This is a genomic window from Sinomonas atrocyanea, from assembly GCF_030811715.1.
In the GTDB taxonomy this organism is placed as follows: domain Bacteria; phylum Actinomycetota; class Actinomycetes; order Actinomycetales; family Micrococcaceae; genus Sinomonas; species Sinomonas atrocyanea_A.
Genome location: NZ_JAUSRH010000012.1, coordinates 38,520 through 55,686, shown reverse-complemented (window position 1 = coordinate 55,686; position 17,167 = coordinate 38,520). Strand labels below are relative to the sequence as shown.

Annotated in this window: 14 protein-coding genes; 3 read left to right on the top strand and 11 right to left on the bottom strand. The window is 73.3% G+C overall.

What is annotated here, in order from left to right; genetic code table 11:
• Positions 1–18 precede the first annotated feature (18 nt).
• The 3 genes from J2W21_RS16040 (at position 19) to J2W21_RS16030 (ending at position 1,858) form a co-directional block, all read left to right on the top strand.
• On the top strand, positions 19–663 hold the full coding sequence (locus J2W21_RS16040) for a 5-formyltetrahydrofolate cyclo-ligase (protein WP_307115512.1): 645 nt from the start codon (positions 19–21) through the stop codon (positions 661–663).
• A gap of 126 nt (positions 664–789) precedes the next feature.
• Positions 790–1,056 carry an FmdB family zinc ribbon protein gene (locus J2W21_RS16035; RefSeq protein WP_307115511.1) on the top strand — a complete coding sequence of 89 codons (267 nt, stop codon included), beginning with the start codon at positions 790–792 and terminating at the stop codon, positions 1,054–1,056.
• 94 nt (positions 1,057–1,150) lie between these two features.
• Positions 1,151–1,858 (top strand): RcpC/CpaB family pilus assembly protein, encoded by a 708-nt coding sequence (locus tag J2W21_RS16030; protein WP_307115510.1) that lies wholly within the window; start codon positions 1,151–1,153, stop codon positions 1,856–1,858.
• A 23-nt stretch (positions 1,859–1,881) separates the two neighbouring features.
• Here the strand turns inward: J2W21_RS16030 and J2W21_RS16025 are convergent, their stop codons facing one another.
• The 11 genes from J2W21_RS16025 to guaB form a co-directional block, all read right to left on the bottom strand.
• A complete protein-coding gene (locus J2W21_RS16025; protein ID WP_307115509.1) occupies positions 1,882–6,261 on the bottom strand; it encodes a DUF4011 domain-containing protein in 4,380 nt (1,459 codons plus the stop codon).
• Positions 6,262–6,384: 123 nt separating this feature from the next.
• The gene (gene guaA / locus J2W21_RS16020) at positions 6,385–7,995 is read right to left on the bottom strand and encodes a glutamine-hydrolyzing GMP synthase (protein WP_307115508.1); all 1,611 of its coding nucleotides are present in this window, start codon (positions 7,993–7,995) and stop codon (positions 6,385–6,387) included.
• A gap of 99 nt (positions 7,996–8,094) precedes the next feature.
• Positions 8,095–8,580: a DUF3817 domain-containing protein gene (locus J2W21_RS16015; protein WP_307115507.1), complete on the bottom strand. Its 486-nt coding sequence runs from the start codon at positions 8,578–8,580 to the stop codon at positions 8,095–8,097.
• Positions 8,573–9,460 (bottom strand): SURF1 family protein, encoded by an 888-nt coding sequence (locus J2W21_RS16010; RefSeq protein WP_307115506.1) that lies wholly within the window; start codon positions 9,458–9,460, stop codon positions 8,573–8,575. The genes J2W21_RS16015 and J2W21_RS16010 overlap by 8 nt, the downstream gene beginning before the upstream one ends.
• A gap of 86 nt (positions 9,461–9,546) precedes the next feature.
• Positions 9,547–10,041, bottom strand: a complete 495-nt coding sequence (locus tag J2W21_RS16005) for a PTS sugar transporter subunit IIA (RefSeq protein WP_307115505.1) — start codon at positions 10,039–10,041, stop codon at positions 9,547–9,549.
• Between the two features lie 5 nt (positions 10,042–10,046).
• A complete protein-coding gene (locus tag J2W21_RS16000) occupies positions 10,047–11,768 on the bottom strand; it encodes a glycerol-3-phosphate dehydrogenase/oxidase (RefSeq protein ID WP_373423120.1) in 1,722 nt (573 codons plus the stop codon).
• A gap of 143 nt (positions 11,769–11,911) precedes the next feature.
• Positions 11,912–13,042 (bottom strand): GuaB3 family IMP dehydrogenase-related protein, encoded by a 1,131-nt coding sequence (locus tag J2W21_RS15995; RefSeq protein WP_307115503.1) that lies wholly within the window; start codon positions 13,040–13,042, stop codon positions 11,912–11,914.
• Between the two features lie 42 nt (positions 13,043–13,084).
• Complete coding sequence (locus J2W21_RS15990) at positions 13,085–13,711, bottom strand: hypothetical protein (protein WP_307115502.1); 627 nt, start codon at positions 13,709–13,711, stop codon at positions 13,085–13,087.
• On the bottom strand, positions 13,708–14,373 hold the full coding sequence (locus J2W21_RS15985; protein ID WP_307115501.1) for a hypothetical protein: 666 nt from the start codon (positions 14,371–14,373) through the stop codon (positions 13,708–13,710). Before J2W21_RS15985 ends, J2W21_RS15990 begins: the two co-directional genes overlap by 4 nt.
• 70 nt (positions 14,374–14,443) lie before the next feature.
• A complete protein-coding gene (locus J2W21_RS15980; protein ID WP_307115500.1) occupies positions 14,444–15,379 on the bottom strand; it encodes a WXG100 family type VII secretion target in 936 nt (311 codons plus the stop codon).
• Between the two features lie 186 nt (positions 15,380–15,565).
• Complete coding sequence (gene guaB / locus J2W21_RS15975) at positions 15,566–17,080, bottom strand: IMP dehydrogenase (RefSeq protein ID WP_307115499.1); 1,515 nt, start codon at positions 17,078–17,080, stop codon at positions 15,566–15,568.
• Positions 17,081–17,167 lie beyond the last annotated feature (87 nt).

The following is a 17,167-nucleotide window of genomic DNA, read 5'->3' as shown; positions in this document are numbered from 1 at the left end:
CACGGATAGAGTCGCGGCATGGACACCGCCGAGCTCAAGTCCTCCCTGCGGGCCCGGATCTGGTCGGCGCGGCGCGCGCTCGCGCCCGCCGACGTGGCCGCCGCGGCCCCCCTGATCGCCGGGCACGGCCTCGCGTGGGCGCGCCGGACCCTGCCCGCGGGGGCGGTGCTGACGGCGTATCTGGGGGTCGGCGTGGAGCCGCCGACTGCGGACCTCCTCGACAGCCTGCACGCCGACGGGTTCCGCCTGATGCTCCCGATCTGCCTGCCCGAGCGGCAGCTCGGGTGGGTCGAGTGGCGCCCGGGCATCGAGTTCGCGCGCAGCCGCTACGCCCCGGTCCAGGAGCCGGTGGGCGACGTGGTGGAGGCCGAGCAGGTCCTCGCCGGCGATCCCGGCCGCCCCGCGGTCTGCGGGATCCTGCTCCCCGCCACCGCCCTGGACACCGCCGGGCGCCGCCTCGGACAGGGCGGCGGGTACTACGACCGATTCCTCGCGCTCGCGGCGGCGCTCGGGGCCCGGCTCCCCACCGCGGCCGTGGTGTACGACCGCGAGGTGCTCGCCTCGGGCGAGGTCCCGGCCGATGCGCTGGACCGCCGCGTGGACGCAGCCGTCACGCCTGGCGGGATCGTGGACCTCGGCGGCGCGGGCCAGACCACGGAATAGGCGCCCACGGGGGCCTGTTAGAATTAGCACTCGAGGCCCGTGACTGCCAACCGGACCGACGCTCCCAGAGTTGGGGCGCCGTGCCGGTCGGTGCCGCGGCCTCTGCCCTGTCCAGAAGGAGTTCCTGTGCCTACTTACGCCTACGCCTGCAAAGACTGCGACCACGCCTTCGAGACGGTCCAGTCGTTCAGCGATGCCTCGCTCACGGTCTGCCCCGAGTGCGGCGGCACGCTGCGCAAGAAGTTCAACACCGTCGGCGTCGTCTTCAAGGGCTCTGGCTTCTACCGCACGGATTCCCGCGGAGGCAGCTCCAGCAGCACTCCGGCCGCCTCGACGGCCAAGGAGTCCACGCCGAAGGACACCAAGCCGGCCCCCGCGGCCGCCGCCCACTGACCTTCTTCTCCTCCACAGGCGGCGCGCTCCGCGCGTCGTCCACATAGGCACCCTCCCCAGGGCCCGGCCGGCGCTGCCACCCTAGCGTGGCAGCATGAGCCGCAGCCCCGCACCGAAGCGCCCGCCCGCATCAGCTCGGCCGTGGGCCTCCGTCCCGCGCAGCCCCCTGCGCCGCTTCCTCGACCGGCGCCGCCGCACGCTCGCCGCAGTGCTCCTGTGCCTGGCCGCGGGGGCCGCCGTGCACGAGCTCACGCCACCCTCGGCGGCCATGGCTCCCGTTGCCGTCGCCGCGCGGGACCTCGCCGGCGGGGCCACCGTGTCCGGAGGCGACCTGCGAGTTGCCCGTCTTCCCGCCGACGCCGTGCCGCAGGGCGCCTCTTCGGACCCCTCCAGACTCGTGGGGCAGCGCCTCGCGGGCCCCGTGCGCGGCGGCGAGGCCATCACCGACGCCGGGCTCGTGGGGCCGGGACTCCTCGCGGGGACCGCTCAGGGCACCGCCGCGGTCCCGGTCAGGGTCGCAGACCCGGCCTCGCTCCAGCTCCTGCGGCCGGGGCAGCTTGTCGACGTGATGCTGGCAGCGGACGCCGGCGGCCCCGGCACGGGCACGACGCTCGCGGCCCAGGTCCCCGTCCTCTGGGCCGGCGCCCCGGGCGGCGCGGGCTCGGCCGGGCCATGGCTCGGATCCCAGGACGCGGAGGGCCTGCTCGTCGTGGCGGCACGCCCGGACCAAGCACTCCGCGTCGCGGGCGCCTCGGCCCGCGGGAAGGTGTTCTTCACGCTCGTCGAGGCCGGGCCGCGCTGATGCGGGCCGTGGCCGCCGACGGCTCAGCCCCAGTGGGGAGGCCTCTGCTCCTTGAGCCACCTCTCGCGCGCACGTTCGGCGCTGCGGCGCGTCACGGGCTCGTAGGGCCGCTGGACGGCCGGCTGCTCCGGCTCGTCCGCCTCAGCGGGACCGGTGCCGGGAACCGTGACGCGCCGGGCCCCGCGCGGACGGCGGAGCTCTCCGGCATCCGAGTGCTCCCCGACGGCGGGCGCCGCGTCCGCGACGTCCTCCTCGCCGTGGGGGCCGGCGTCTTCACCCTCGGCCTCGGCACTGCGCACTCCGCCCGTCTCCGAGGCGCCTTCGTCGGGGTCCACAGTTTCCTCGCCGGGCCCACTGTCCGGATCGGTGGAGCCGCTGTCGGGGAACCACGAGCCGAGGGTGTCCGGACTCGTGTCCTCGAGGCCGGGCGTGTCCGGCCCGGAGCCGACCGGCTCCGCGAGCCCGTGGCCGCCGTCGGCACTCTCCGCGCGGCTCCCGCGGTCGGGGCCGTGCGCCCCGCGATGCTCCGCCATGGCGATGTTCCCCTCGCTCTCCCTCCGGCTGCGGATCCCGTCGTGCCCGCCGCCCCAGGCACCGTCGAGGAACCCCGCCGTGCCGGTCTCGTCCGCGTCCGTTGCGAGGCCGAGCTCACCGGCGATCATCTCCGCGCAGCCACTCGGGTCCGTGAAGACCTCGATGGTCCAGAGCGTGAAGTGCTTCCAGCCCAGGCTCCCGAGGAGCTCGGGGCGCTGGCGCGTGCGCTCGCGCACGCTCATGGAGCGGTACCGGGCCGTGCCGTCGGACTCGACGGCCACGGGAATGCTCGTCTCGTGGTCCTCGCGGCCGATCGTCAGCACCGGGTCGATCGCGGCCGCCATGTCCACCGCACCGTCGTAGTGGTGCCACACGCGGGCCCCGCGGGAACTCAGCCGGTCCCCCAGGTCCGTGACGAGCGGGTCTGCCCCCAGCGCCTCGGCGCTCGCCGCGGCGCGCGTGGCCGGAGTACCGAGCTCGGTGTTGCCCCCGAGCTCCCGGTCCAGCAGCTCGTAGAAGTCCGAGGCACCCTCGCTCAGGCGGGTCACGTCGAGCTCGGACGGCTGGAAGCAGCTCAGCACGTGCATGCTGTGCCGCGCCCGGCTCATGGCGAGGGCGAAGCGCCGCCGGCCGCCGGGCTCGCTCAGCGGACCGAAGTGGTGCATGGCGCGCCCGTGCGGGGTCCGGCCGAACCCCAGGGAAAAGATCACGTGGTCCCGGACGAGGCCGCCGGCCCGGTCGATGTGGACCACGCGGAAGGGCTCCGTGCCGCCGCTGAAGAAGGCCACGAGGTCGGGATGGTTCGCCATCTGGAGCCGGATCGCCTCCCCCACCCGGGCGGCGTGGTGGGCGCTGGCCGTCACGACGGCCAGGGACACGCCCGGGCGGTGCCGCGCGTGGTCGAAGACGAGGTCGACCACCCTGTTGACCTCCGCGGCGACCGACTCGACCCCGCCGTCCTCACCGCTGGGCAGCCCGGTGCCGTCCGGCAGGTACTCGAGGAGGAACGGCCGGTCCAGGCCAGTCACGCTCGGCCCGTCGGGCAGGCGCCGGAGGCGGCCGGAGTAGAAGCGGCGGCTCAGCTGCAGGTCCAGGTCCTCGTCCACCGACCTGTAGGTCGTGCGCAGGCGCACGGACGGCAGGACGCGGGAGAGCGCGGTCAGGGCGCTGTCCACCGAGGGGGCGAGCGGCTGACCTGCCTGCTGCTCGACCGAGACCGAGAAGGGGCGGGGGTTGGCCACCTGCGGGTCACCGAAGGCGATGATCTGGCGCCCACGGCCGATGCCCGGCAGGGCCGCCCGCAGGGGCATCGAGTCGGCGTCGAGCAGCAGGACGGCATCGAACCGGCGGTCCCGCGGCAGCGCCGCGGCGAGGGCGTAGGGGCTGCACATCCACACCGGCACGAGCGGGCGGATGAGCCGTGGCGACTGGCGCTCGAGCGCTGCGAGGCTGATCCGGCCGTCCTTGAGGATGGCCCGCAGCGACTCCGCCTCGCGGGGGTGGCGCTCGATGGCGTCGCCCCACTCCCGGGCGAGCCGCCAGCGCAGCCTCGAGGCGCCGCTGGCGATGTGCGCGCGGTCTGCGCGGGCGAACTCCGACTCGGCCCGGCGCAGCTGCTCGCCGTCGGACATCGCGAGGTAGTCGTCGCCGCTGATCATCGCCTCGAGGACGGACTGCCACCACGCGAGCTCGAGCTCGGCGGCGACGACGGCCGGCGCGGCCTCGCGCTCGGTCAGGTCTGCCAGGAGGTCCGTGAGCCCGTGCTCGCGCAGCTCGTCCTCGAGGAGCGTCCGCTCCGGGAGGGAACGCAGGATCGGAGAGTCCTCCGCCAGCTCGTCCAGTCGGGTCCGCAGCTCGGCGATGTCCGTCTCGAGCAGGCGCCCGCCGAGCCTGGTGGGCGCCACGATGGCCCCGAGGCGCCGCAGTCCGCGTTCCGCCGCCACGTAGGCCTCGCGGAGCTCGGCGAGGCCGGAGGGGACCGAGGGATGCCGCTGCGACACAGCGCAGGCGGACCAGGCCTCGCGCTGGGACTGGACGAGCACGAGGGAGCTGTGCAGGTCTGCCAGGTGCACACCGGGGCGCACGTATTCCTTGGCGACCCTGCGAAGGCGCGAGCGCTGCAGCGCCGTGACCTCGATGCCCCGCTCACGCCGCCACGCGGCGGGCGCCGTCGCGGCGATGAGGTCCATCACGGGGCGGTCGAAGATGTCGGGGGTGAACTTGTCCAGGCTCTCGCGGACGGCAACGAGGAGCTCGAGCTGGCGGCCCCATCCCCCCACGGTCCTCTCGAGCCGGATCGCGGCGTGCTCGGCCACGGCATTCATGCGCTCCTCGAGCGCGGGGACCTCGGTGGCGAGCCGGGCGGCCAGCTCGCGGGCCTCCTCCGTCTCGCGGCGCGTGACGAGCCGGGCCCCGTGCCAGGGGCTCTCGGCGGCGGCGCGGCTGAAGCTGCCGAGCTCGGCCGCCCGGCGGAGCCGTGCGCTGAGTCCCGCGCGGTCCTTGATGCTGTCCAGGACGCTGCGCTTGAGCCGCACGGTGGTGGCGGGGGCAGGGTGGAGCGAGGTGAGGGCGGCGAGGGACTGCATCGCCTCGTACGGGGAGCAACCCCAGCGCTCGCGCACGTTGTGGAGGGAGGCCACGTGGTCCATGAGCTGGTGGCGCCGCTCCCGCAGGACCCGGTAGACGCCCTGGAGGCGTGGCTCCTGCGACTTCTCGTTGCGGACGATCGAGCGCACGACCTGCTGGCGCAGCTGTCCCGGGGTGACTGTGGCGCCCAGCTGCAGCGCGAGGGAACCGAGCCCGAGCTCTTCGCAGCGGCGGTGCAGCTCGGCGAGGCTCGCGCGCCGCTCGGCGATGACCAGCACGGAGCGGCCGGCGTCGACGAGGGTCGCGAGCGCGTTCACAGCAGTCTGGGTCTGGCCGGTTCCCGGCGGGGCCTCGACCACGAGCGAGTCCCCGGCGCGCACGGCGTCGACGACGAGCTGCTGGTCCGCGTCGGCATCGAGGACGAGGAACTCCTCCTCGGGGTCGCGCTCGTCAAGGGGCTTGAAGCGCGAGTCGTCGAGCGGTTCGGGAGCAGGGTGCACCGATCCGGAGGTGGAGGCCAGGGCGGCGAGGACGGGGTGCGCGGCGCTGATGGAGGGGTCCTCGAGGGACTCCTCCAGGTCGGCGAACGTCGAGACGAGGAGCCGGGACTCCACCTGCGCGCCAGCGATGGGGGCGATGAGGGTGCGAACCCGGTCGAGCACCGGCTGGGGATCGAGCCGGGCGGTGCTGTAGGCGAGCTTCTCGATGGCGGACGCGTCGACGTCGATGCGGTGGATCGAGCGCAGGTGCCGCACGAGGGCCGGGTTGATCCGGGCCTGCTCTGTGAGCTTGAGCTCGAAGTCGTCCTGCTCGGGCCGGACGGTGAGGGCCACGGCGGCCAGCAGCACGGGCGCGCTCACGCGCCGGGGCTTGCCGCCGACAGCGGAGGTCCAGGTGGCGAGCCCGGCGGCGAGGTGGCCGGCGTCCACGCCGCGCTCGTTCGCGAGCTCGTGGGACTTCGCCCGCAGATTCCGTGCCGCGCGGGCGGCCCGGGTGTAGTCCTGCCGCTCGCGCAGGAGCGTCGAGAGGCGGGTGCGGCGGCCAGCGAGGAGCTGCGCGAGCCCGGAGGCGTGCGCCCGGGTGAGGTCGATGCTGCCGTCCGCCCCCGGGAAGTACCCGAGCATCGTGTCAGGTCCGGTGACGCCGGGCAGCGCGGAGAGCCACGCCTCAAGACGCGCCTCCTCCTCGGGGGACGTCGTCTCGGGCACGTCTTCGCTCTCTTCGCGCTCGTCGGCAGCAGCTGCAAGGGCGCTGGCTCGTTTGCCTGTGGACCATCTCGGCATAGCTTCGAGGTTAGCCTGTCAACCCGTCCTCCCATGGGTGCAACGCTGTCGGAGCCCAAATCGGCGCCGGCCGGCACCCCACAGGGGTACCGGCCGGCGCCGAACAGGAGGCAGCGCTCCTGCCTACTCCCACTCGATGGTGCCCGGCGGCTTGCTGGTGACGTCGAGGACCACGCGGTTGACTCCGTCGACCTCGTTGGTGATGCGGTTGGAGATCTTGGCGAGCAGATCGAACGGCAGGCGCGACCAGTCGGCCGTCATGGCGTCCTCGCTCGAGACCGGCCGCAGCACGATCGGGTGGCCGTAAGTGCGGCCGTCGCCCTGGACGCCGACGCTCCGCACGTCGGCGAGGAGCACCACGGGCATCTGCCACACCTCGTTGTCGAGGCCAGCGGCGGTCAGCTCGGCGCGGCCGATGGCGTCCGCCTTGCGCAGCAGCTCGAGGCGCTCAGCGGTGACCTCGCCGACGATGCGGATGCCGAGGCCGGGCCCGGGGAAGGGCTGGCGTCCGACGATCTCCTCGGGGAGCCCGAGCTGGCGGCCGACCGCGCGGACCTCGTCCTTGAAGAGGGTTCGCAGCGGCTCGACGAGCTCGAAGCGGAGATCCTCGGGGAGGCCGCCCACGTTGTGGTGGCTCTTGATGTTCGCCGCGCCCTCGCCGCCGCCGGACTCGACGACGTCCGGGTAGAGGGTGCCCTGGACGAGGAACTTGATCTGCTCCCCGGCCGCCTGCGCCTCCTTGATGATGGCCCGCTCGGCCTCCTCGAACGCGCGGATGAACTCGCGGCCGATGATCTTGCGCTTCTGCTCAGGGTCGGTGACCCCGGCGAGCGCGCTCAGGAACCGCTCCTGCTCGTTGGCGACGTAGAGCTTGACGCCGGTCGCGGCGACGAAGTCCCGCTCGACCTGCTCGGCCTCGCCCTCGCGGAGCAGGCCGTGGTCCACGAACACGCAGGTGAGCTGGTCGCCGACCGCGCGCTGGACGAGTGCGGCAGCGACGGCGGAGTCGACGCCACCGGAGAGGCCGCAGATGACGCGGGCGTCGCCGACCTGGGCGCGGATCCGCTCGACCTGCTCCTCGACGATATTGCCCGTGGTCCAGTTGGGCTCGAGCCCGGCGACCTCGAACAGGAAGTTCTCGAGGACCTTCTGGCCGAAGTCGGAGTGCTTGACCTCCGGATGCCACTGGACGCCGCCGAGGGCCTTCTCCGGGTTGACGAACGCAGCCACCGGGGCACCGGCCGTGGTCGCGAGCACCTCGAAGCCTTCGGGCGCGCTCTGGACGGAGTCACCGTGGCTCATCCACGTGTTCTGCGTCGCGGGAACGCCGCTCAGGAGGGAGTGCGGCTCGCCGACCGAGGTGGTCACCGTGGCCCCATACTCGCGCAGGCCAGTGCGGGCCACCACTCCGCCGAGGGCGTTGGCCATGGCCTGGAACCCGTAGCAGATGCCGAACGCCGGGACCCCGGCCTCGAACAGGTCTGCTCCGACGCTCGGCGCCCCCTCGGCGTACACGCTCGAGGGGCCGCCGGAGAGGATGATGGCGGCGGGGTTCTTGGCGAGGATCTGCTCGGTGGTGAAGGTGTGCGGCACGATCTCCGAGTACACGTTCGCCTCGCGGACGCGGCGCGCAATCAGCTGCGCGTACTGTGCGCCGTAGTCCACCACCAGGACCGGCCTGTGGGAGGTCTGGACGCCGTGCTCCTCCGCCGAGGTCTGGGAAGCTGTAGTCACCCATCAAGGGTACCGGACCAGGCGGCCCGTTCCCGGGCCTGTGTGGCCTCCGCCTCAGTCCCGGGCGCCGTCATTCCCGGGTGCCGCTCCCGGGTGCCGTCAGTAGCGCTGGCCGGCGTCGGGGTGCGACTCGAGGTCGCGCTCGGCCTCGGCGTGCATGCGGCGTTCGACGATGAAGCTCAGGAACGGCACCACACCGCCGAGGGCCATGAGGATGAACCGCGGGAAGGGCCACCGCATGAGCGACCACAGGCGGAAGTTCGAGATGAGGTAGATCACGTACATCCACCCGTGCACGATCAGGATGGTGATCGAGAGGTTCGCACCGCCCACGACGCCTGCGGGCTCGGCATCGGCGAAGCCGAACCCGAACGGCTTGCCCGTGAAGGCATCCGAGCCGCCGGCGTACAGGAACTGGCCGAAGGCGTACCGTGCGATCATCTCGGCGCAGAGCAGAAGGAGCATCGTGCCGGTGATGTACGCCGCGACCCGGTAGAGCTTCAGGGCAGAGCGGATCTGCGCAACGGTGCCTCCGAACCTCCGCTGCCCGGCAGCGCGGCCCAGAGCGGGCTTGGGGTCAATCACGGTTTCCTCCGGTCTCGGAGGGCGCCTTCGCGGCGCCCGGGGTGGACTTTTCATCGGTGGCGGTGTCGTCGCCGGTGGCAGTGTCGTCGCCGGCCGCGGCTCCGGCGGCTTCGGCGTCGGCGAGGGCGTCCTGGGTGCGCTCGTAGTCGTCCCGCACGAGCCTCCACCACAGGAAGATGGAGAAGCCGGCGAAGACGACCCACTCGACGGCGTAGAAGATGTTCAGCCAGTTCACGGGCTGCTCGATCGGCTGCGCCTCGATGCTCAGCGGTTGGAGCCCGGGGGCCGCCGCCGCCTCGGCGCCCGACGGCGTGACCTCCTTGGTGACGCCGACGAACCCCGTGTAGCTGGGCACGTCCCAGATGTTGATGAGCTGGGCGACCGAGAGGGTCGCGATCTGGCCTGCCGCCGCGTCCTGCGCCGCCTGGGGCGCCTCGGACGGCTCGAGGCGTCCGGTGAGGGTGAGCTGGCCGGGGGGAGGCGGGGCGGCGTCCTGCGGCGAGGCGATCCATCCCCGGGCCACCGGGATGACGGCGCCGTGCTCTCCGCCCACGGCAGGCGCGCCCTCGACCGCGAAGGCTGTGACCACCCACCAGCCCTTCTGCCCGTTCTGCAGCCGGTCCCGCACGAGCACCTGCCGGCGCGGGTCGTAGGCGCCGTGGAAGGTGACCATCTGGTCCGCGGCCGGAGCCGGGAAGACCTCGCCCGGGCGCAGGACGCCGGTGAGCGGCCTGACGTCCTCGATGGTGCGCGGCGCGGGCGGCGCCTCGGAGACGGAGCGGGAGAACTGCCACTGGCTCAGGAGCACGAACACCCAGGACACCACGAGCGCTCCCACGAGCGCCGCGATCCACTGGGGCTTGAGGGCAGTTCGGAGCACCCGTTAACGGTACTCCGACAAGTTGTAGAAAACGTAAACGCCGCCAGTCCCCGCCCGGCGGGCGGCACGAGGGGCGGCACGACGTCTCAGGGGTCGGCGAAGAGGAGCGCCGAGTTGACGAGCTCGGCGATGATGTCCGGATCGTTCGCGCGGCGGAGCGAGTCGCGGAAGCCCTCCTTGGACAGCGAGCGCGCCATCGTCGCGAGGACCTCGAGGTGCTCGGAGAAGGAGGCGGCCGGCGTCGCGATCAGCAGGACCACGTAGGCCGGGCCGTCCATCGCCCCGAAGTCGAGGGCGTGCCCGTACTTGGTGATGCCCACGGCGATCGAGGGCTGCCGGACGTGCTCGCTGCGCGCATGCGGCAGGCCGATCCCGCCGGGCAGGCCGGTGGCGAGCTGGTGCTCGCGGGCGGCCACGTCGGCGAGGAAGGCCTCGAGGTCGTCGATCCGGCCCTCGGCGGCGAGCCTGCCGGCGAGCTGGCGCGTGGCGTCGGCCCGGCTGTCGGCGACCATCTCCAGGATCACCAGGCCCGGGGTGGTCAGCTGGGCGTCGTAGCGGTCGAACGAACCGGGCAGGGGCATGGCCGCTACTTTACCGGGACGATGTCTTCCGCACCCATGCGCGCGGCCTCCGCGGACTCGTCGTCCGGCTGCTGCTGGCTCAGCCGCTCGGCCTCGACGCGGGCGAGGTAGTGCGCCACCTCGTTGTCCCGCTGGGTCTGGCTCCAGCCGAGGATCGGGGCCATGAGGTCCGCGACCACCGGCGCCGCGGAGACCCCGCGGTCCCACGCCTCGATCGAGATGCGGGTGCGGCGGGTCAGGACGTCCTCGACGTGCCGGGCACCCTCGTGGGTGGTGGCGTACACGGCCTCCGCGCGGAGGTAGTCGTCGGCTCCCGGCATGGGCTCGGCGAGCTCGGGGCGTTCCTTCACGAGCGCGAGGACCTCCTCCGTGAGCGAGCCGAAGCGGCGCAGGAGGTGCTCGACCCGGGCCACGTGCACGCCGGACCTGTCAGCGAGGCGGTGCCGCCGGTTCCAGACCGCCCGGTACCCCTCGGCCCCCACGAGCGGGACCCTGTCCGTGCACGAGGGGGCGATGCGCTCGTCCATCGCACGGGTCGCCTCGTCCACCGCGTCCTTGGCCATGACCCGGTAGGTCGTGTACTTGCCGCCCGCCACGACCACGAGGCCGGGCACCGGATGGGCGACGACGTGTTCCCGGCTCAGCTTGGTCGTGGACTCGCTCTCCCCCGCCAGCAGCGGCCGGAGCCCGGCGTAGACGCCCTCGACGTCCTCCCGCGTGAGGGGTCGCTTCAGGACCCGGTTGACGTGCTCGAGGATGTAGTCGATGTCGCGGCTGGACGCCGCGGGATGGGCCTTCTCGAGCTTCCAGTCGGTGTCCGTGGTGCCGATGATCCAGTGCCGGCCCCACGGGATGACGAACAGGACCGACTTCTCCGTGCGCAGGATCAGCCCCACGGTGGACTGGAACCGGTCCCGGGGCACCACGAGGTGGACGCCCTTGGACGCCCGCACCTTGAGCTGGCCCCGGTCGGTGACCATCCCCTGGGTCTCGTCGGTCCACACCCCGGTGGCGTTGATGACCTGCTTGGCCCGGACCTCGAACTCGGTGCCGGTCTCCTGGTCCCTCATGCGCGCCCCGACGACCCGCTCGCCCTCGCGCAGGAAGTCCACGACCGCCACCCGGTTGGCGGCATGCGCCCCGTACTGCGCCGCGGTCCGCACGAGTCCGGCGACCATGCGGGCATCGTCGACCTGGGCGTCGTAGTAGCGGACGGCGCCGATCATGGCGTCCTCGCGCAGACTCGGGGCCGCCCGGAGCGTGCCGCGCCGGAACAGGTGCTTGTGGATGGGCAGCCCCGTGCCGTGCCGCGTGAGCCCGAGTGTGTCGTAGAGGACCATGCCCGTGCCCACGTAGGGCCGCTCCCAGAAGCGCCGGGTGAGCGGGTACAGGAACGGGACGGGGTGCACGAGGTGCGGCGCGATCCGCTGGAGCAGGAGGCCCCGCTCCTGCAGGGCCTCCTGGACGAGGCGGAAGTCCAGCATCTCGAGGTACCGCAGGCCGCCGTGGATGAGCTTCGAGGAGCGGGAGGAGGTTCCGGAGGCCCAGTCCCGGGTCTCGACGATCCCGACCTCGAGCCCGCGCGTCGCCGCGTCGAGCGCCGAGCCGGTGCCGACCACGCCGCCGCCGACTACCAGGATGTCGAGCTCGCGCCCGGGCTGGACGGACTCCTTGAGCCGGGAGAGTGAGGCCTCCCGGTATTCCGGGCTGAGCTGTGCGGTCATCATCGTGCCCCTTCGCCTCGGCGAGGCCGCCCTGCCGCCAGGACGCCTCTGCGGAACCTGCCTGGTTCCGAGTCTAGGCGCGCCCGTCAAGGATCGTCAGGGGCCGAGCAGGCCGCTCCGGAGGCCCGCGCCGGGGCCCCCGGGCCTCAGCGCTGGGGCGCGACGACGACGTCGACGCGCTGGAATTCCTTCAGGTCCGAGTAGCCGGAGGTGGCCATGGAGCGGCGCAGCATGCCGACCAGGTTGCTCGTGCCGTCGGCGTGGTGGCCCGGGCCGAAGAGGACCTCCTCCATGGGCCCGACCGTGCCGACGTTGACCCGCTCGCCGCGCGGCGTCTCGGGGTGGTGGGCCTCGGCGCCCCAGTGCCAGCCGCGGCCGGGGGCCTCCTCGGCGCGGGCGAGGGCGGAGCCGAGCATGACCGCGTCCGCACCCATGGCGATGGCCTTGACGATGTCGCCCGAGGTGCCCATGCCGCCGTCGGCGATCACGTGCACGTAGCGGCCGCCGGACTCGTCCATGTAGTCGCGGCGGGCGGCGGCGACGTCGCTGATCGCCGAGGCCAGCGGGGAGTGGATGCCGAGCGCGCGGCGGGTGGTCGTCGTCGCCCCTCCCCCGAAGCCGACGAGGACGCCGGCCGCGCCGGTGCGCATGAGGTGCAGCGCGGGCGTGTAGCCGGCAGCGCCGCCCACGATCACCGGCACGTCCAGCTCGTAGATGAACTTCTTGAGGTTGAGCGGCTCCTGGTTCTTGGAGACGTGCTCGGCGGAGACCGTGGTGCCGCGGATCACGAAGAGGTCGACGCCCGCGGCGATGACCGTCTTGTAGTGCTCGAGCGTGCCCGAGGGGGTGAGCGATCCGGCCACGGTCACGCCGGACTCGCGGATCTGCGCGAGCCGGGCCGTGATCAGCTCGGGCTGGACCGGGACGGCGTAGAGCTCCTGGAGCCGGCGGGTGACGGCGGGGCTCGACGGCTCGCCCTCGAGGCCGGCGATCTCCTCCAGGACAGGCTGGGGGTCCTCGTAGCGGGTCCAGAGGCCCTCGAGGTCCAGGACGCCGAGGCCGCCGAGCTTGCCGAGCGTGATGGCCGAGGACGGGGACATCACCGAGTCCATCGGCGCGGCGATGACCGGCATCTCGAACTGGTAGGCGTCGATCTGCCACGAGACCGAGACGTCCTCGGGGTCACGGGTCCGGCGGTTCGCCACGATGGCGATGTCATCGAGGGAGTAGGCGCGGCGCCCGCGCTTGCCACGGCCGATTTCGATCTCGTAAGTCACGGCTCCAAGCCTACTGGACCGCGGCCGCCGGTCCCCCGGCCCCTACAGCGGGCCGAACGGCCAGCGCGGATCGGACCACTCGGCGGCCATCTGCTCGAGGCCCGCCCGCAGGTCGGGCCGGCGCGCGAGGAGGGCCCTGAAGTCCTCGCGGGCGTGCTCGTTGCGGTACGCGGGGATGAACAGGACCGCGGCGAGCACGGCGAGCGGGACGACGATCGCCGCGGCGAGGGCCGCCACTGACCCAGGGGTGGGCTCGAAGCCGGGCTGCCGCAGGACGGCCACGAGGGCGAGCACCGCGATCACCGCGCCCGCTCCGCCCCACAGGGCCCACGCCGCGGCCATGGTCTGCGGGGCCCTGGTCACGGCGGGGAGCTTGGTGCGCAGAGGATGGCGTGACCAGCGCGCGCGGAGCCCGGCGGCGAGCGCGCCGAGGGCGAGGCCGGCCACGAGGACCGCGGTGCCGCCCCCCGCGGCGCCCGCGATGAGGAGCACGGCGCCGCCGAGGACGCCCGCGACCGCGAGGACCCACAGGACCCCCACGGTGCCCTGCCGCTGGCCGTGGTTCGCGGCCATGATGCGCAGGGCGGTGGGCGACTCCGGGTTGGCGGACCCCAGCTGCGGGTCGAGCCAGTAGTCGAGCGGCTGGCGTCCGCGGTCCACGTAGCTCACGCGCCGAGGGCCGCGGCGAACTCGTCGAAGCACGCGGGGGCGGCGACGGTGCGCGCGGGCGGCTGGTCGCCGAGGCCGACGGCGAGCTCGAACGTGCCGTCCTCGGCGGCCTTGAGGTGCGCGGCGCGCGGCTCGGCGCCGGCCACATGGCGGGTGATGGACACTGCGGCGGGAAGCCCGTCCGGGGCCGTCTGGAGGTAGTCCCTGGCCACGGCGAGCGCGCCGCGGAGGAGGCCATCGCCCGGCTCGGCGGGGTAGAACCGCTGGGTCCCGCGCCGGTCCAGGTTCACCATGAGCGCCCCGCCGGGGGCGCCGACGCCGAACACGACGCTCTCGGCGGCCGGGGTCACGAGCGCGATCTCGAGCCATTCGTCGGCGGCGAGCAGGATGGCGCCGATGGTGGCGACGGGCTCCTTGAGCACCAGGTCCTCACCGTCGACCTCGGCCAGACCGCGCACCACGAGCGTGGTGGTGCCCGCCTGGGTCAGGAGCGCGTTGTCCTCGAAGGCCTCCAGCCGGAAGATCCTCCGGGACATGGCCGTGCCCGGCCCGTTCCCGAAGGAGAGGAGCGCAAGGATCTCGTGGTCCGTCAGCAGCACCGATGCGTCCTGCCCCGCCGTGCCGGATGCGGGCGCCTGGCCCGCGGTCGTCGTCTCGTTCATGATGCGTTCCCTTGCCTCGTCCCTGGTCCCCAGTGCAGCCTATCCGCCCCGCCCGTGCCGCCGCGGGCGCCTATCCGCCGAGCCATCCCCAGACCTTCTTCGCCCCGTCCGCGACGGCATCCACGGCCTTCGAGCCCGCGTCCACGACGCCCTCCACGGCGTCCTTGCCCGCGTTGTAGACCGCCTTGCCGGCGTCCGTGAACATCTCGGAGGTGCTCGAATAGCCCAGCGAGCTCGCGAGGAGGCCCGCGCCGCCCCACACGAGTCCGGCCGCGGCGAAGGCCGGTGCGGCGGGGCCGCCCACGAGGGCGCCGGTCGAGAGCACCGCGGTGATGCCGCCGTCGACCGCCTCGTAGGTGTTGTGGCTCGTGATGCCGTCGTAGAGCTGGGCCCCGCCGCCGATGATGCCGAGCACGCTCGCGCCCTGGCCCGCGAGGCGGACCCCGTTCACCGTCTGCATGCCCCTGATGTAGCCGACCTCGGCGAGCTGGCCGCCCTTGGAGGTGACGAGGCCGGCGTCGGCCATCCTCGAGACGAGCATGTCCCCGGCGAACCCGGCGCCCGAGACGGCAGTCGAGACCGCTCCGTACGGCGGCCAGGCCTGGGCCGCGGCGACGTCGGAGATCGCCCCGTCCACCCAGTTGCGCCCGTCGGGGCCGGCGCCCGGCCCGCTGCCGGGGGCGCCGGGGCCGGTGGGCAGGCCGGGCCCGGCGCCCTGGGCGTGCATCGACCCAGTGCCGGCCTCGCTCGTCGACTCCTGCGCGGCGGCGTTCTCGCGCAGCGTCCGCGCGGCCTCCTCGAGGAGCCGGCCCACGGCGGTGAGCTGCGGCCTGGTGCCGCGGTTCCACGCGGCCCGGAACTCCTCCGCGTCGCTGCCCTTCCAGGCCTCGGTCCGGGAGAGCCCCTGGACCGTATTCCCGATCCCGGCCAGCTGCTGGCCGGCCCTGCTGAAGCGCTGTGCCAGCGTGCGCAGCTGATCGGGGTTGGCCCCCTGTGTGATCGCCACCTGCGTTCCCCTCTCCCGCCGGCGGCCGCTCGGCCCCCGCCCGCCCCACACTAGCGCCGCTCGGCGCGGGTCTCGATGGGGACAACTCCCCCGCGCGCCCCGCGTCGCCGCGACGCACGACGGCGGCCCTCCCCACGGGTGGGGAGGGCCGCCGTCGTCGTCGGTCGGCCCGGGTGCCCGGTGGGGCTACCGGCGGTAGTTGGGCGCCTCGACGGTCATCATGATGTCGTGCGGGTGGCTCTCCTTGAGCCCGGCCGAGGTGATGCGGACGAACTTGCCCTTGGCCTTGAGCTCGTCGATGGTGTGGGCTCCGACGTAGAACATGGTCTGGCGCAGGCCGCCGATGAGCTGGTGGGCCACGGCCGAGAGCGGGCCGCGGTACGGGACCTGGCCCTCGATGCCCTCGGGGATGAGCTTCTCGTCGGTGGGGACGTCGGCCTGGAAGTAGCGGTCCTTGGAGTACGAGGTGTTCTTCCCGCGCGTCTGCATCGCGCCGAGCGAGCCCATGCCGCGGTACGCCTTGAACTGCTTGCCGTTCATGAACACGAGGTCCCCCGGGGCCTCGGCGGTGCCGGCGAGGAGGGAGCCGAGCATGACCGAGTCGGCGCCGGCGACGATGGCCTTGCCGATGTCGCCCGAGTGCTGGAGCCCGCCGTCGGCGATGAGCGGCACGCCGGCCGGCATCGCGGCCTTCGAGGACTCGTAGATCGCGGTGATCTGGGGGACGCCGACGCCGGCGACGACGCGGGTGGTGCAGATCGAGCCGGGGCCGACGCCGACCTTGATCGCGTCCGCGCCCGCGTCGACGAGCGCCTGGGCGCCCTCGCGGGTCGCGGCCTGGCCGCCGATCACGTCCACGTGGGCGGCGGCGGGGTCCTTCTTGAGCCGGGCGATCATGTCGAGCACGCCCTGCGAGTGGCCGTTGGCCGTGTCCACCACGAGGACGTCCACGCCGGCCTCGACGAGGGCCATGGCGCGCTCGTAGCCGTCCCCGAAGAAGCCGACGGCCGCGCCGACGCGGAGGCGGCCGGCGTCGTCCTTGGTGGCGTTCGGGTACTGGTCCGCCTTCTCGAAGTCCTTGACGGTGATGAGGCCCTGCAGGATGCCCATCTCGTCCACGAGCGGGAGCTTCTCGATGCGGTGCTTGCCGAGGAGGCCGATGACCTCGTCGCGGCCCACGCCGACCTTGGCGGTCACGAGCGGCATGGGGGTCATGACCTCGTGGACCTTGCGGGCCGCGAACTGGTCCTGCGGGATGAAGCGGGTGTCGCGGTTGGTGATGATGCCGAGCAGCTTGCGGTGCTCGTCGACCACGGGGAGGCCGGAGACGCGGTAGTGCGCGCAGAGGTCGTCGAGCTCGCGCAGGGTGGCCTCGGGGCCCACGGTGACGGGGCGGGTGATCATCCCGGATTCGCTGCGCTTGACCTGGTCAACCTGGTCCGCCTGGTCCTGGATCGAGAGGTTGCGGTGCAGGATGCCGATGCCGCCCTGGCGGGCGAGGCTGATGGCCATGCGCGACTCCGTGACCGTGTCCATGGCGGCGGAGAGGATGGGCATGCCGAGCCGGATGCGCCGGGTCAGGCGCGTCGAGGTGTCCGCCTCGGACGGGATGACGTCCGTCGGGCCGGGCAGGAGCAGGACGTCGTCATACGTGAGGCCGAGGAAGCCGAACGGATCGTGGGCTGGGGTGGGCGTGGTCATGAGTGCTCCTTGGCCGTGTGCCGGTTGGGCATTGCAGGGGTGCGCTGATGACCAGCCAGTGCTTACGGGACTGGTCTGCTGCGGTGG